Origin of the sequence: Ideonella sp. (assembly GCF_041914305.1) — a bacterium.
In the GTDB taxonomy this organism is placed as follows: Bacteria; Pseudomonadota; Gammaproteobacteria; order Burkholderiales; family Burkholderiaceae_C; genus Ideonella.
In genome coordinates this window covers 98,890-112,726 of sequence record NZ_JAYSDQ010000012.1, presented here as the reverse complement: position 1 = coordinate 112,726, position 13,837 = coordinate 98,890, and the positions used below count along the sequence as shown (strand labels likewise).

At 70.8% G+C, this 13,837-nt stretch carries 11 protein-coding genes; all 11 read right to left on the bottom strand.

Translation table 11 applies throughout. From position 1 onward, the window contains the following. Nucleotides 1-12 precede the first annotated feature (12 nt). The 11 genes from ACE3SG_RS16705 to ACE3SG_RS16655 are packed head-to-tail and all read right to left on the bottom strand — an operon-like array spanning nucleotide 13 to nucleotide 13,768. Complete coding sequence (locus ACE3SG_RS16705) at nucleotides 13-537, bottom strand: DsbE family thiol:disulfide interchange protein (RefSeq protein ID WP_374566838.1); 525 nt, start codon at nucleotides 535-537, stop codon at nucleotides 13-15. Further along, nucleotides 534-2,492 (bottom strand): heme lyase CcmF/NrfE family subunit, encoded by a 1,959-nt coding sequence (locus ACE3SG_RS16700; protein ID WP_374566836.1) that lies wholly within the window; start codon nucleotides 2,490-2,492, stop codon nucleotides 534-536. The genes ACE3SG_RS16705 and ACE3SG_RS16700 overlap by 4 nt, the downstream gene beginning before the upstream one ends. After that, entirely contained in the window at nucleotides 2,489-2,947 is a 459-nt protein-coding gene (gene ccmE, locus ACE3SG_RS16695; protein ID WP_374566833.1) for a cytochrome c maturation protein CcmE, read from the bottom strand. Before ccmE ends, ACE3SG_RS16700 begins: the two co-directional genes overlap by 4 nt. Beyond that, on the bottom strand, nucleotides 2,944-3,123 hold the full coding sequence (ccmD, locus tag ACE3SG_RS16690) for a heme exporter protein CcmD (RefSeq protein WP_374566831.1): 180 nt from the start codon (nucleotides 3,121-3,123) through the stop codon (nucleotides 2,944-2,946). Before ccmD ends, ccmE begins: the two co-directional genes overlap by 4 nt. 2 nt (nucleotides 3,124-3,125) lie before the next feature. Next, nucleotides 3,126-3,899 (bottom strand): heme ABC transporter permease CcmC, encoded by a 774-nt coding sequence (ccmC, locus tag ACE3SG_RS16685; RefSeq protein WP_374566829.1) that lies wholly within the window; start codon nucleotides 3,897-3,899, stop codon nucleotides 3,126-3,128. A 7-nt stretch (nucleotides 3,900-3,906) separates the two neighbouring features. After that, the gene (gene ccmB / locus ACE3SG_RS16680) at nucleotides 3,907-4,671 is read right to left on the bottom strand and encodes a heme exporter protein CcmB (RefSeq protein ID WP_374566827.1); all 765 of its coding nucleotides are present in this window, start codon (nucleotides 4,669-4,671) and stop codon (nucleotides 3,907-3,909) included. After that, complete coding sequence (gene ccmA / locus ACE3SG_RS16675; RefSeq protein WP_374566826.1) at nucleotides 4,668-5,378, bottom strand: cytochrome c biogenesis heme-transporting ATPase CcmA; 711 nt, start codon at nucleotides 5,376-5,378, stop codon at nucleotides 4,668-4,670. Before ccmA ends, ccmB begins: the two co-directional genes overlap by 4 nt. Continuing rightward, nucleotides 5,368-7,575, bottom strand: coding sequence for a tol-pal system YbgF family protein (locus ACE3SG_RS16670; RefSeq protein ID WP_374566824.1), 2,208 nt, complete (start codon nucleotides 7,573-7,575; stop codon nucleotides 5,368-5,370). The genes ccmA and ACE3SG_RS16670 overlap by 11 nt, the downstream gene beginning before the upstream one ends. 8 nt (nucleotides 7,576-7,583) lie before the next feature. After that, the gene (locus ACE3SG_RS16665; protein ID WP_374566822.1) at nucleotides 7,584-10,997 is read right to left on the bottom strand and encodes a hypothetical protein; all 3,414 of its coding nucleotides are present in this window, start codon (nucleotides 10,995-10,997) and stop codon (nucleotides 7,584-7,586) included. After that, complete coding sequence (locus tag ACE3SG_RS16660; protein ID WP_374566820.1) at nucleotides 10,994-12,868, bottom strand: cytochrome c3 family protein; 1,875 nt, start codon at nucleotides 12,866-12,868, stop codon at nucleotides 10,994-10,996. The genes ACE3SG_RS16665 and ACE3SG_RS16660 overlap by 4 nt, the downstream gene beginning before the upstream one ends. 6 nt (nucleotides 12,869-12,874) lie before the next feature. Continuing rightward, on the bottom strand, nucleotides 12,875-13,768 hold the full coding sequence (locus ACE3SG_RS16655; protein ID WP_374566818.1) for a hypothetical protein: 894 nt from the start codon (nucleotides 13,766-13,768) through the stop codon (nucleotides 12,875-12,877). Nucleotides 13,769-13,837: the final 69 nt, after the last annotated feature.

Genomic DNA, 13,837 nt, shown 5'->3' with positions numbered 1-13,837 from the left:
CGTCGCGGCCTCTCATGCCGCCAGGCGCTTGAGCAGCGGCTCGACCCGCTCGCGCAGCACCTCGGGCGTCAGCGGGCCGATGTGCTTGTAGCGCACCACGCCCTGGCGGTCGATGATGAAGGTTTCCGGCACGCCGTAGACGCCGTAGTCCAGGCCGATGCGGCCATCGGGGTCGAACAGCGAGTCGGTGTACGGGTTGCCGAAGCGCTGCAGCCACGCGGCGCCGGCTTCGCGCTCGTCCTTGTAGTTCAGGCCGATCAGTGTCAGCTGCCGGCCGCGCGCAAAGTCCACCAGCACCGGGTGTTCTTCGCGGCAGGCGCCGCACCACGAGGCCCAGACGTTGAGGATCCAGACCTTGCCGAGCAGGTCGTCGCGCGCCAGCCGGCGCGCCGGCTCGGCCACCGTCGGGGCGACGAAGGCCGGCGCGGGCTTGTCGATCAGCGGCGACGGCACCTCGCGCGGGTCGAGCGTGAGCCCCACGGCCAGAAAGATGACCAGTGCCAGGAACAGCACCAGCGGGATCAAGGCTTTCTTCATGCGCGGGCCCCTGTGGCCGAGGCTGCCAGACTGCTGGATTGCGTGGCCGGTGCGCGGCGCCGGTAGCGCCGGTCGCTCGCGGCCAAGGCGCCGCCGGCGGCCATGATCAGGCAGCCGAGCCAGATCCAGATCACCATCGGCTTGTGCTGCACACGCAGCGTCCATGCGCCGTCGGCCAGCGGCTCGCCGAGCGACACGTAGAGATCACGCGCCAGGTTGCTGTCGATCGCCGCCTCGGTCATCGGGTTCTGCTGCACGCGGTACACGCGCTTCTCGGGCGTCAACACGGTGACCGGTGCGCCGTTGCGCGTCACCTCGACCCGCGCCTGCATCGCCGCGTAGTTCGGCCCCATCACTTGCCGGGCGCCCATGAAGCGGAACACATAACCACCCACCTGGGTGCTGTCGCCGTCGCGCATGCGCACGTCGCTTTCGGTCTCGTGCGTGCGCACGGTGGTCACGCCCAGGATGAACGCCGCCACGCCCAAGTGCGCGAGCCACATGCCGGCTTGGGCTCGGGTGACCTGGCGCCAGGTGCGGCGCCAGCCCAGCATGTCGATCACCACGCCGGCCACCACCCAGGTGGCCAGTGCGTAGCCGGCCACCGACCAGGGCGACGCGTGGCCCGCCAGCGCCGCCACCAGCACCGGCACCAGCACGGTCACCACCCCGGCCACCCGCATGCGGCGGGCCAGCGAAGGCAGCTCGTCGCCCTTCCAGCGCGCCAGCGGGCCCACGCCCACCAGCACCACCAAGGGCGCCATCAACCAGCGGAACACGGTGTCGAAGTAGGGCGGGCCGACCGAGATCTTGCCCAGGCCCAGGGCATCGAGGAACAGCGGGTACATCGTGCCCAGCAGCACCGCGCCGGTGGCGCTGAGCAGCAGCACGTTGTTGAGCAGCAGCGCTGTTTCGCGCGACACCAGGCCGAAGCGCTGGCCCAGGCCCACCGCGCCGGCGCGCCAGGCATACAGCGCGAGCGAGCTGCCGACCACGACCACCAGGAAGACCAGGATGAACAGGCCGCGCCGCGGGTCGCTGGCGAACGCATGCACCGACGACAGCACGCCCGAGCGGACGAGGAACGTGCCGAGCAGCGACAGCGAGAACGCGAGGATCGCCAGCAGCACCGTCCAGGCCTTGAAGCTGCCGCGCTTTTCGCTCACCGCCAGCGAGTGGATGAGCGCAGTGCCGACCAGCCAAGGCATGAACGACGCGTTTTCGACCGGGTCCCAGAACCACCAGCCGCCCCAGCCCAGCTCGTAGTAGGCCCAGGCGCTGCCCAGGGCGATGCCGATGGTCAGGCAGATCCACGCGGCGATCGTCCACGGCCGCGACCAGCGGGCCCAGGCGGCGTCCAGCTGGCCGCCCAGCAGCGCGGCGATCGCGAATGCGAAGGCGACCGAGAAACCCACGTAGCCCATGTAGAGCATCGGCGGGTGGAAGACCATGCCGGGGTCTTGCAGCAGCGGGTTCAGGTCACGCCCGTCGAGCACCGGTGGCAGCAGCCGCTCGAACGGGTTCGAGGTGGTCAGCATGAACAGCAGGAAGCCGGCCGACACCAGCGACATCACCGCCAGCACGCGGGTCACGAAGACCGCCGGCAGCGAACGGCTGAACACCGCCACCGCCTGCATCCAGCCCACCAGCATCGTCACCCACAGCAGCAGCGAGCCTTCATGGCCCCCCCAGACACCGGCGATGCGGTAGGGCAGCGGCAAGCGGCTGTTCGAGTTGGCGGCCACGTACAGCACCGAAAAATCGTGCCGCACGAAGCTGGCCACCAGCGCCGCCAGTGCCGCCGCCACCAGCAGGCCCTGGGCCAGCGTCAACGGGCGCGACAGCGCCATCCAGTCGGCCCGGCCCTTGGCCGCGGCGGCCAGGCCGATCGTGCCCTGCGCCAGCGCCACCGCCAGCGCCAGGATCAGCATCAAGTGGCCGAGTTCGGGGATCATCGTTTCGCCTCCACCAGCGTGGGCGCCGCCTGGGGACTGCCTTGCGCGCGCTTCAGCGCCTCGGCGGCCTCGGGCGGCATGTAGTTCTCGTCGTGCTTGGCCAGCACCTCGCGGGCGACGAACACGCCGTCGGCCCCCAGGCTGCCTTGCGCGACCACGCCCTTGCCCTCTTTGAACAGGTCGGGCAGCGAGCCGGTATAGGCCACGGTGACTTCCTTCTGCGTGTCGGTGACGACGAAGCGCACCTGCACGCCGTCGCGTGCGACGCTGCCGGCGCGCACCAGGCCACCCAGCCTGAACGGCCGCTGCACCGGCGCTTCTCCTGTCGCCACCTGGGTCGGCGTGAAGAAGAACACCAGGTTGCTGCGAAAGGCGTTCAGCACCAGCGCGGTGGCCGCGGCCAGCGACAGCAGCACGGCGCCGACGATGGCCAGGCGCTTGCGGCGCGGCGTCATCGGCCATCCCCCTGCGCGGCCATCTGCGCCTGCACCTGCGCCTGCGTGCGGGCCCGGCGCAGCCGCGCCCGCACCAGCCACGCCTCGGCGACCAGCAACACCAGGGCCGGCGCGTAGGCACCCCAGACGAACAGGCCGTGGCCTTCGAGATGCAGCAGTTGAGAAAGCGTGTCCATCGTCATTCCGATCGGTTGTCGTCGGTCAGCCAGGAGGCATCGGCCTCCTGCTCGTAGCTCAGCGCCCGGGCGCGGGTCAGCGTGGCGGCAATCGCGTGGGCCCAGAAGGCCACGGTCATCAGTGCCAGCGCGATCAGCATCGTCTTGGCCATCGACGGCGCGGCGGTCATCGTGATAGAGGCGCCCTGGTGCAGGGTGTTCCACCAGCGCACGGAAAAATAGATGATCGGCACGTTCAGCGCACCCACCAGCGCCAGCAGCGCGCCGGCCTGCGCCGCGCGCCGGTCGTCGTCGATTGACTCGACCAGTGCGATGTAGCCGAGGTAGAGCAGCAGCAGGATCAGCTCGGAGGTCAGCCGCGCGTCCCACACCCACCAGGTGCCCCAGGTCGGCTGGCCCCACAGCGCGCCGGTCCACAGCGCCAGCGCGGTGTACAGCGCGCCCGACGGCGCCAGCGCCCGCGCCAGCCGCGACGCCATGCGCACCTTCAGCACCCAGCCGATCACGGCCCAGAAGGCGATCGCCAGGTAACACACCATCGACAGCCACGCGGCCGGCACATGGATGAACAGGATGCGGTAGGCCTCGCCCTGCACCGCGTCGGTCGGCGCGACGAAGAAGCCCACGTAGAGCCCCGCCAGGCCGGTCAGCAAGGCGATCGCCCAGCACAGCGGCGCCAACCGGGCCGCCAGGTGCTCGAAGCGCGCCGGCGAGGCGTACATGGTCCAGCGCCGCGGCGGGGCGCTGCGGGCGGGGGCGGTGGTGCTCACGGTCATCGACAGCTCATTCCATGGCAATGCGCAGCGCCGCGGCCGTCAGCGGCGGCAAGGTCAACGCGGTCAGGATCAGCAGCGCACCTTGCAACGACAAGGCCGCATCGGCCGGCTCGCCGTTCAGCGCGGCCAGCACGGCACCGCTGCCGAACACCAAGGTCGGCATCGTCAGCGGCAGCACGAGCAGGAACACCAGCGCACTGCCGTGGCGCAGGCCCAGCGCCAACGCAGCGCCCAGCCCGCCCAGCAGCGCCATCACCGGCGTGCCCAGCAACAGGCTGAGCATCAGCACGCCGACCGCCGGCCACGGCAGCCCGAAGGCCAGGCCGGCCAGCGGCGACAGCAGCACCAGCGGGGCACCCCCGAGCAGCCACTGCGCCAGCACGCGCTCGGCCACCAGCCGGGTCAACGGGCGCTGGCCGATCAGCATCTGTTCGAGCGAGCCGTCGGCATGGTCGGCCGAGAACATGCCGTGCAGCGACAACAGCATCGACAGCAGCGCACAGACCCACACGACACCCGGCGCCACGCGCCGCAGCAGCGACGGTTCGGCGCCGATCCCGAGCGGGAACAGGCTCAGCGCCGCCAAAAAAAACGCCAGCGGCAACAACCAGCCGATGCGTTGGCGCGCGGCCAGGCGCAGGTCGCGCGCCAGCAGGCCCAGGCGTGCGTCGGTGCCGGCGTGGGCCGGCACGGCGCGTGGGCCGGCGCCGGGCAGCGCGCCATCCACCACGCCATTGGCCGGCAGCTTGGTCGCGACCGTGGGTGGCGTCATGGCGAGGCCACGGCCGCGGCGTGCAGCGGCCCCGAGGGGGCGAGTTCGAATTGGGTCAGCACGGCCGAGTGCAGCGGCGCGTGGCTGGTCATCAGCACCGCGCCGCCGCGGGCGGCATGGGCGTCGAGCCAGGCTTCGAAGCGCGACACGCCGTCGGCGTCCAGCGCGTCCAGCGGCTCGTCGAGCAGCCAGGTGCGCGGTTCGTCGTCGAGCATCAGGCGCGCTAGCGTGGCCTTGCGGCGCTGGCCTTGCGACAAGGTGCCGACGAAGCTGTCGAGCCGGCCGACCAGGCCCACCTGCTCCAGCGCCTGGGCGATGCGCTCGCGCGTGATGGCGGGCAGGCCGGCGCCGTCGCTCAGGCCGGCCAGAAAGCCCAGTGCTTCGCCGACCCGCAATTCGCTCTTCAACGCATTGGCGTGGCCGACGAAGCGCAGGCGGCCGCGCTGGTCGGCGGTCAGCGCGTGCACCGGCGTGCCGTCGAACCGCACCTCGCCTTCGGCCGGGCGCACCAGCCCCGCCAGGATGCGCAGCAGGCTGGTCTTGCCGCAGCCGTTGGGGCCCCGCAGCCAGATCGCCTGGCCCGGCGCCAGGCGCAGGTCCAGCCCATTGAACAGGCGGCGGTGGCCACGCCGGCAGGCCAGGCCCTGGGCCTGCAGCACACCGGTGGTCGCCATCGTCGCCACGGGGGCGGCGGCTTCAGAAATCAAGTCGGTACCCCAACGAGTAGTACAGCCGGGTTGAATTCTCGTTCTGTTGGGCACTGCGGGTGCGACTTGACTCCACATTCAGGTCCGATTCGAGCACCCACTTCTCGCCGCCGCGCCAGGTCACGCGCAGGCCGGGCGACCAGCGCGACGTGTTCACGCCGTTCGGCCCGTCCTGCTGGTAGAAGCGCAGCGCGGGCTCGAGCTGCCAGCGCTCGGCCAGCACCATCAGGTGGTTGTACGAGGCCAGCCAGCCGTTGTAGGCCGGGCCCTTGATCGCGGTCAGGTTGAAGACGTGCGTGTCGCGCTCGGAGTACAGGTTGGTGCCGATGGCCTGCAGCCCGGCCGACCAGATGTCTCCGGTGGCCGGGATGCCGTCGGGCAGGATGCCCGGCACCGGGGCGATCGCGCCGACGTTGGTCAGCCGCAGGTCGGCGCCCACCTGCCAGTGCGGGTTCAGCGGCGTGGTCACGCCGAGCAGGCCTTGCGTGGCGTAGGCGGTGGTGTCGACCACCTGCTGGCGCAGCACGGCCAGCGTCTTGCCCTGCGCCAGCAGGTCGGCCAGGGTGCGCAGCGGCACGGTCACGTTGGGGTCGGGGAAGAACAGCGCGTTGCCCAGCATCAGCATCGGCGTCGCCCGGCGGTCGTACAGCACGTTGACGACGGTGTTGCCCTCGCTGGTCCAGGTGCCCTGTACCGAGGCGATGTTCATGCCCTTGAGCGTGGTGTCGTATTCGAACTGCGAGAACACCGAGGCGTTGGGCTGGAAGTAGCGCAGGTCGGCCCCGACCGCGCGGCGGTCGATCTCGCCGTCGATGTTCTGCTGGATCGCGTAGGCGCTGGCGCCGAAGCCGGGGGCCAGCGCCTCGGCATCGAGCGACAGGCCGTAGAAGTCGCGCTTGGTGTCGAGCAGCTTCTCGGTCGGCAGGCCCCCCACCAGGTTGAGCTTCCACTTCGGCATGAAGCTCCAGCCCAGCAGGGCCCCGTCGAAGCGGCCCAGCACGCCGCCGCCCAGGCCCGACTGCCGGCCGAGCCGGGCCGACAGGCCTGGCCCCGTTTCCTTCCAGTCCAGGTACAGCGACGAGAGCTTGTTCTCGTCGGCCTGGCCCGGCATGCCGTTGGCGGTGAAGCTGTCGCGAAAGACGAAGCGCAGGTCGCGGTTCTCGTCCTTCATGCGCCAGTTGACGTCCAGGTTGGACAGCAGCTGCTTCTGGTCGACCGCGGCCAGCGTCTCGTCCGAGATCACGACCGGCAGCTGGCCGTCCAGCGGCGTGTCCTTCAGCTGAGTCTGGGTCTTCGAGTTGCCGCCGTAGTAGTACTGCGACCAGGCGCCGACCAGCGTGGTGGTGTCCTTCTTGCGCGCGGGCGCGGTGTCGGCACCGGGCGCGGTGGCCATGCCGGGCGCCGTGTCGGTCGGCAGGTTGGCCAGCGTCACGCGGGCCTGGTCGGCGTCGGGGCCCTCGGGGTAGAGCTGCAGGAACAGCGCCAGCTCGCGCCGCGCCCCGGCCGTGTCGCCTTCGGCCAGGCGGGCCTGGGCTACCAGGGCCTGGGCCTCACGGGTGTGGCTGTTGGGCGGCAGGTTCAGCGCCTCGTTCAGGGTCTCGATCGCGAGGGTGTTCTGGCCCTTGGTGATCGCCGCCTTGGCTTGTGCCAGCAGCTCGGCGCCACGCGCTTCGACCTGCGCATCGAGCGAGGCCGGGGCGGCCACCGCGATCGGGGTCACCGCGGCGGGGGCGGGCGGTGCGGCCGGCTTGGCGCCGCCACCAAAGGCCTGCGCGCCCAGCCCTTCGAGCACCACCTCGATGTGGCGCCGGTCGCTGCCGCCACGCACGCGGAACTTCGCCGGCGGGTCGAACCGCACGACCAGGCGGCGCTCGGTCTCGCCGGTTCCGCCGTCTTCGCTGATCGAGACCCGCGGGATGCCGTCGCCGCCGATCGTGCGGCGCTCGCCGTCGATGAAGCGCGGCTGGTCGCGGCTGGGCACCACGTCGTAGACGATCTGCACCAGGTCGTTCGACGCCGAAGCCACCGCGCGGCGAAACTGCACCGGCACGTTGAAGCGCACCATCACCACCGCGTCGTTGCCGTCGCGGCGCAACTCCACGTCTTCGATCACCTGGGCCTGCGCGTTGAACGCGGCCACCGCCATCGCCACCGGTGCCAGCCGCGCGGCCCAGCCACTGCAGGTCGTCGTTCTCATGATCCCTCTCAATCCCATTCGACGTAGGTCTTGCCTTTGGTGCCCAGCGGGCGGTGGCAGCCGGACTCCGAGCAGTCCAGCGGCGTGCGGCCATGGGCCTCATGGGTGAGCGACTTGCGCTCCATGTTGCCCAGGTAGTTGGTGCCGCTGGCGTGGCAGCTCTTGCACCAGCCGGCGCCGCCGCCGAGGCTGCCGTTGTGGTTCATGCGCATCGAGCCCCAACTGGTGGTGGTCGTGTGGCAGGCCTTGCAGTCCAGCGTGGCGCCGTTCAGCAGCTGCGCTTCGGGGATGTGCGCGGTGGGCTTGGCCTGCAGGCCCTGGCTGGTGTAGGTCGGGATGTGGCAGCTCTTGCATGGCTGCGCGGTCAGCAGTGAGTGGTTGGTGGTCACCGCGGCGGCGAACGACACCTGCGACTTGTGGCAGCCGTCGCACTTGACCGTGGCGACCTGGATCGGGATGTGCCCGGGCTGCTTGCCCGGCGCGAGCGAGCCGTTGTGGCAGGTGTCGCAGGTGCCCGAGCCGACCTGGTTGTTCGGCGCGTGCTGGTACTGCACCTGTGTCCAGCTGCTGGTCGATTTGTGGCAACTCTCGCAGGTCGTCACACCGACGTGGATCGCGTCCGCCGGCTTGCCGCGCGCGGCCAGGTAGCTGCCGGTGTGGCAGGTGGCGCATTGCGTGCTGGTCGAGAAGTAGGCGTGGAAGCGGCCCGGGTTCCACGAGGCATAACCGCTCTTGTGGCAGGCATCGCAGTTGGCGCTGGCCGAGACGGTGACCAGCGCATACGGGATGTGGTTGCCGGGCTTGCCGTCGGCCGGCGGGTAGGTGCCGGTGTGGCAGCTGGCGCACTGCGCGGTGACGACGACCTGGGTGTGGTTCCACTTGGTCGGCTTCCACGCGTTCACGCCGTGGCAGCTGTAGCAGTTGGTCGTGCCCACCGGGATGTGGTTGGACGGCTTGCCCGGCGCGCTGACGCCGTTGTGGCAGCTGGCGCAGTTGGTGTTCTGGTTGTAGCCGCTGTGGTCGACGTTGGCGTTGGTCCAGCTGGTGGTGTTGTGGCACTGCTCGCAGGCCGTCACCCCGGCGTGGATGGGCGTGGCCGGCTTGCCGCGCGCCGCCAGGTAGCTGCCGGTGTGGCAGGTGGCGCACTGCGTGCTGACGGTGAAGTAGGCGTGGTAGCGGCCGGGGTTCCACGACGCGTAGCCGCTCTTGTGGCAGGCATCGCAATTGGCCGAGCCCGACACCGGGATCAGCGCATACGGGATGTGGTTGCCCGGCTTGCCGTCGGCCGGCGGGTAGGTGCCGGTGTGGCAGCTGGCGCACTGCGCGGTGACGACGACCTGGGTGTGGTTCCACTTGGTCGGCTTCCACGCGTTCACGCCATGGCAGGCGTAGCAGTTGGTCAGCCCGACGGGGATGTGCGTGGCCGGCTTGCCGGGGGCGTTGCTGCCGTTGTGGCAGCTGGCGCAGTTGGTGCTCTGGTTGAAGGTCGAGTGGTCGACCTGGGCGCCGGTCCAGCTGTTGGTGTTGTGGCAGTTCTCGCAGGTGGTGGCGGTGGCGTGGGTGGCGTCGGCCGGCTTGCCGCGCGCGGCCAGGTAGCTGCCGGTGTGGCACGAGGCGCACTGGGTGCTGACGGCGAAGCTGGCGTGGAAGCGGCCGGGCACCCAGCTGTTGAAACCGGCCTTGTGGCAGGCGTCGCAATTGGCCGATGCGGCGACCGGGATCTGGCTGTACGGGATGTGGTTGCTCGGCTTGCCGTCGGCCGGCGGGAAGGCACCGGTGTGGCAGCTGGCGCACTGCGCGGTGACGACGACCTGGGTGTGGTTCCACTTGGTCGGCTTCCACGCGTTCACGCCATGGCAGGCGTAGCAGTTGGTCAGCCCGACGGGGATGTGCGTGGCCGGCTTGCCGGGGGCGTTGCTGCCGTTGTGGCAGCTGGCGCAGTTGGTGCTCTGGTTGAAGGTCGAGTGGTCGACCTGGGCGCCGGTCCAGCTGTTGGTGTTGTGGCAGTTCTCGCAGGTGGTGGCGGTGGCGTGGGTGGCGTCGGCCGGCTTGCCGCGCGCGGCCAGGTAGCTGCCGGTGTGGCACGAGGCGCACTGGGTGCTGACGGCGAAGCTGGCGTGGAAGCGGCCGGGCACCCAGCTGTTGAAACCGGCCTTGTGGCAGGCGTCGCAATTGGCCGATGCGGCGACCGGGATCTGGCTGTACGGGATGTGGTTGCTCGGCTTGCCGTCGGCCGGCGGGAAAGCGCCGGTGTGGCAGCTGGCGCACTGTGCGGTGACGATGACCTGGGTGTGGTTCCACTTGGTCGGCTTCCACGCGGTCACGCCGTGGCAGGCATAGCAGTTGGTCGCACCGACCGGCACGTGCGTGGCCGGCTTGCCCGGCGCGCTGCTGCCGTTGTGGCAGCTGGCGCAGTTGGTGCTTTGGTTGAAGCGGCTGTGGTCGACCTCGGCGCCGGCCCAGCCCGACGTGGTGTGGCAGCTTTCGCAGGCGGTGGCGCCAGCGTGGATCGCATCGCCCGGCTTGCCGCGCGCGGCCAGGAAGTTGCCGTTGTGGCAGCTGGCGCAGTTGGTGCTGACCGAGAAGTTGGCGTGGAACAGCCCCGGGTTCCAGGTGCTGAAACCGGCCTTGTGGCAGGCGTCGCAGTTGGCGCTGGCGGCCACCGGCACCTGGGCGTAGGGGATGTGGTTGCCCGGCTTGCCCTCGGCCGGCGGGAAGCTGCCGTTGTGGCAGCTGGCGCACTGCGCGGAGACGGCCAGCTGGGTGTGGTTCCAGCTGCTGGGCTTCCAGCGCGTGGTGGTGTGGCAACTGATGCAGTTGGCCGCGCCGACAGGGATGTGCGCCGCCGGCTTGCCGCTGGCGCTGCTGCCGTTGTGGCAGCTGGCGCAGTTGGTGGCCACCGTGAAGCCCGAGTGATCGGGCTTGGCGCCCAGCCAGGTGCTGGTGCTGTGGCAGCTGTCGCACGACGCGGTCGTCGGCAGGTGGTCGCGCGGCTTGCCGCTGGCGAGGTTGCCGTTGTGGCAGCTGACGCAGCTGCCCGGTGCGATGCCGGCATGGCTGAACTTCGCCCCGGCAAAGCGGCGCGTGTCGTGGCAGCTGTCGCAGGCGGCGCTGGTGGGCACGTGTTGGGTCGGCATCACCGTGTTGTTGGCGGCCAGGCGCGCTCCGGCGGTGTGGCAACTGGCGCAGTCCTTGGGGGTGCCCTTGAAGACACCCTTGACGTGGCAGGACTCGCAGCGCTCGTTGGCGTGCGCGCCGGTCAGCGGGTAACCGGTGCTGACGTGGTCGAACTGGCGCGTGCCGGCGCTGGGGGTGTTCGTGCCCTGGGCCTGCACCGGCAGGGCCAGCCACAGGCCGAGCCACAGCGCGAGCAAGACACACCAGGCGGTCGAGCCGAGCAGCATGAAGCGGCGCGTCGTCATGGGCGTTCCTCCGGGCGGGGCGAGGGCGATGCCGTGGCGGCGCCGGGCCGGCGTGCACGCAGCGTCTTCCAGTCGGTCACGAGATGGCAGGTGTCGCAGCGCGGGCCGAACGCGCCGTCGTGCGCGTCGTCGCCGCGGTGGCAGGCCACGCACTCGCGCCCGGTCGGCGCGACGGCCTGGCCGGCCGGTGCGGGGGTGCGGTGGCAGTCGGCACAGCGGGCGCGGGCGTGGGCGCCCTCGAGCCGCCACTTGGCCTGGCGCTCGTGGTCGTAGCGCACCAGCGGCCAGGCGCGGGCGTTGTGGCAGCTGTCGCAACGCGCGCCCAGGCCACCCTTGTGCACGTCGTCCTTGCGGTGGCAGGCCTGGCAGTCGCTGGGTGCGTCGCGAAAGCGCAGCGTCTGCGGGCCCGCCTGGGTCGGCCCGGCGTGGCAGCTCTTGCACTCGACCTTCAGGTGCGCACCAACGAGCACGAAGCGCGCCCGCCCGTGGTCGAAGCGGGTCTCGCGCCAACGGTTTTCGTTGTGGCAGCTGTCACAGCGGGCGTCGAGCTGGCCTTCGTGCTTGTCGTCCTTGCGGTGGCAGGCCAGGCAGTCGGTCGGCGTGTGGCGGTAGTGCGTCAGGTCGGCATGGCAGCTCTGGCAAGTGGCCTGCAGGTGGCCGCCGCGCAGTGGGTAACGGGTCACGCCGTGGTCGAAGCGCGGGATCTTCCAGCTGCGCTCGCCGTGGCAGCTGGCGCAGGCTTCGCCCAGCGTGCTGCGGTGCTTGTCGTCGTTCCGGTGGCAGCCGATGCAGGTGCCGGGCACCTCGCGGTAGGCGCTGCTCTTGTGGCAGGCCTTGCACTCGGCGTCGGCATGCTTGCCCAGCAGCGGGAACCGGCTGCGGTCGTGGTCGAAGCGGCCGACGTTCTTCCAGCCCGTTTCTTGGTGGCAGGCGCCGCATTCGCTGCCGAGGTTGCCTTTGTGCGTGTCGTCCTTGCGGTGGCAGGCCTGGCAATCCGTGCCGAGCTTGTCGCGGTACAGCGCACCGGTGTGGCAGCTGTCGCACTTGGCGGCGCGGTGCTTGCCGCGCAGCGCGTACTTGGTATCCGCGTCATGGTTGAACGATGACGGGCGCCAGGCCTTGGCGTCGTGGCAGCTGTCGCAGCGCTCGCCGTAGCGGCCCTTGTGGCCTTTGCGGAAGTCGTCGTCGCGGTGGCAACCGATGCAGGCCTCGGGCGCGTCGGTGTAGGGCTGGCCGGCGCGGTGGCAGGCGCTGCACTTGGCGTCCACGTGCTTGCCGGCGAGCGCGAAGCGGGTCGTCGAGTGGTCGAAGCGGGTGTCGGCCCAGCGGGTGTCGTTGTGGCAGTCCGCGCATTTCGCGCCGAGGCTGCCCTTGTGCACGTCGTCTTTCTTGTGACAGGCCACGCAGTCCTGCGGCGCCTCGCGCCAGCGCTTGCCGGCGACGTGGCACTTGGCGCAGTCGGCCACCTTGGCGTGCGCGGCACGCAGCGGCCAGTCGGTGGCGCGGTGGTCGAAGCTGCGTTGGTCGAACGAGGCGATCTGCACGTCACGCCCCTTGTGGTCGGTGTGGCAGCTGCGGCAGGCCTGGGGCGGCTGCCGCCCGTGCCAGCCGGCCTTGGCCTTCAGGTCGGCCGCCACGTCCTTGTGGCATTCGAGGCAGCGGCCGTCCTGCGCGGCGCGGTCGAAACGCACATGGCAGCTGGCGCACTGGTCTTCGACCTTGGCGTGGCCACGGATCACCGGCCCCGGCGACAGCGCCGACTCCAGCCCCTGCGCCGCTGCGGGCCAGGGCGCCCACCACAGGGCCGCGAGCAGTGCGAGCGCGCGCCAGCCGATGCAAAGGCGGAGCAGGGCGGCGCGCATCCATGCCATTGCCGGTCAGTAGGCGTGGACCGCGACGACGTGGGCCACCGCACACGCCACCATCACGTAGACGAACGGCAGGTGCAGCACATGCCACAGCGAGAACAGGCGCTCCCAGGCCCTGAGCTGCACGACGCCCAGGGTCTGCGTGACATGCAGCCTGGCCTGCGCTCGCCAGTGGGCGCGAATCTGCCGCCGGCGCGGCTCGGCCAGCGTGGCCGGCGCGGCGGCCAGCGCCTGGTCGATCAGCACCCGCACCTCGCGCCGCGCCACCTGCGCCGCTCTGGCACTGCGCCACAGCAGCGCCGGCGCATGGCGGGCCCGGGTCGACAGCGCGGCCTGCTCGAAGGCGAACAGCCGCTCGCGCACGCGCGGCGCCAGCGACAGCGTGGTGGCCAGCTTCTCGTGCGTGGCGTCGAGGCGGCTGCGCAGCTCGGCCAGGTCGGCGTGGCGGCCGTCGAGCCCGCGGTGCACGTGGACATAAAGGTATCGGCCGACCACCCCGCTGCCCGCGACCACCAACATCGAAACCAGCGCGACCGCGGCGTTCAGCGAGCCGATGCGGAAGTTGCAGTGCACCAGGATCAGCCAGGGCCCGGCCACGCCCATCAGCATGTGGAAGATGAACCAATGCCGGGTGGCGCCAAGGCCCCGAAGCGCCGGCAAGCGCTTGCGCAGCGGGTAGAGAAACAGCGCCAGCATCGCCACGCCACCGGCCACGCCGATCCAGTAGCCCAGCGGCGAGCCGGCATCCAGCCGCAGCGCCCGCGCCACGACCCAGGCCGAGCCGACCGCCAGCAGCGTCCAGGCCAGCGACTGCAGCGACGCCCAGGCGCGGCGCAGCGCACCCTGCGCGTCTCGGGGGGCGCGCGGGGTGCCGGCGGCACGGGTCAACGTCGGCACGGACATGGGCAGGTGTCGAGGGGTTTGATACAAAATGTGCAAAACGCACATTACTAACCGTTAGTCTATAGAGTT

Excerpts from the sequence above, each read along its gene's own strand:
- ACE3SG_RS16705 (WP_374566838.1), bottom strand. The coding sequence starts at position 537 with ATGAAGAAAGCCTTGATCCCGCTGGTGCTGTTCCTGGCACTGGTCATC.
- ACE3SG_RS16700 (WP_374566836.1), bottom strand. The coding sequence starts at position 2,492 with ATGATCCCCGAACTCGGCCACTTGATGCTGATCCTGGCGCTGGCGGTG.
- ccmE (WP_374566833.1), bottom strand. The coding sequence starts at position 2,947 with ATGACGCCGCGCCGCAAGCGCCTGGCCATCGTCGGCGCCGTGCTGCTG.
- ccmD (WP_374566831.1), bottom strand. The coding sequence starts at position 3,123 with ATGGACACGCTTTCTCAACTGCTGCATCTCGAAGGCCACGGCCTGTTC.
- ccmC (WP_374566829.1), bottom strand. The coding sequence starts at position 3,899 with ATGACCGTGAGCACCACCGCCCCCGCCCGCAGCGCCCCGCCGCGGCGC.
- ccmB (WP_374566827.1), bottom strand. The coding sequence starts at position 4,671 with ATGACGCCACCCACGGTCGCGACCAAGCTGCCGGCCAATGGCGTGGTG.
- ACE3SG_RS16670 (WP_374566824.1), bottom strand. The coding sequence starts at position 7,575 with ATGAGAACGACGACCTGCAGTGGCTGGGCCGCGCGGCTGGCACCGGTG.
- ACE3SG_RS16665 (WP_374566822.1), bottom strand. The coding sequence starts at position 10,997 with ATGACGACGCGCCGCTTCATGCTGCTCGGCTCGACCGCCTGGTGTGTC.
- ACE3SG_RS16660 (WP_374566820.1), bottom strand. The coding sequence starts at position 12,868 with ATGGCATGGATGCGCGCCGCCCTGCTCCGCCTTTGCATCGGCTGGCGC.
- ACE3SG_RS16655 (WP_374566818.1), bottom strand. The coding sequence starts at position 13,768 with ATGTCCGTGCCGACGTTGACCCGTGCCGCCGGCACCCCGCGCGCCCCC.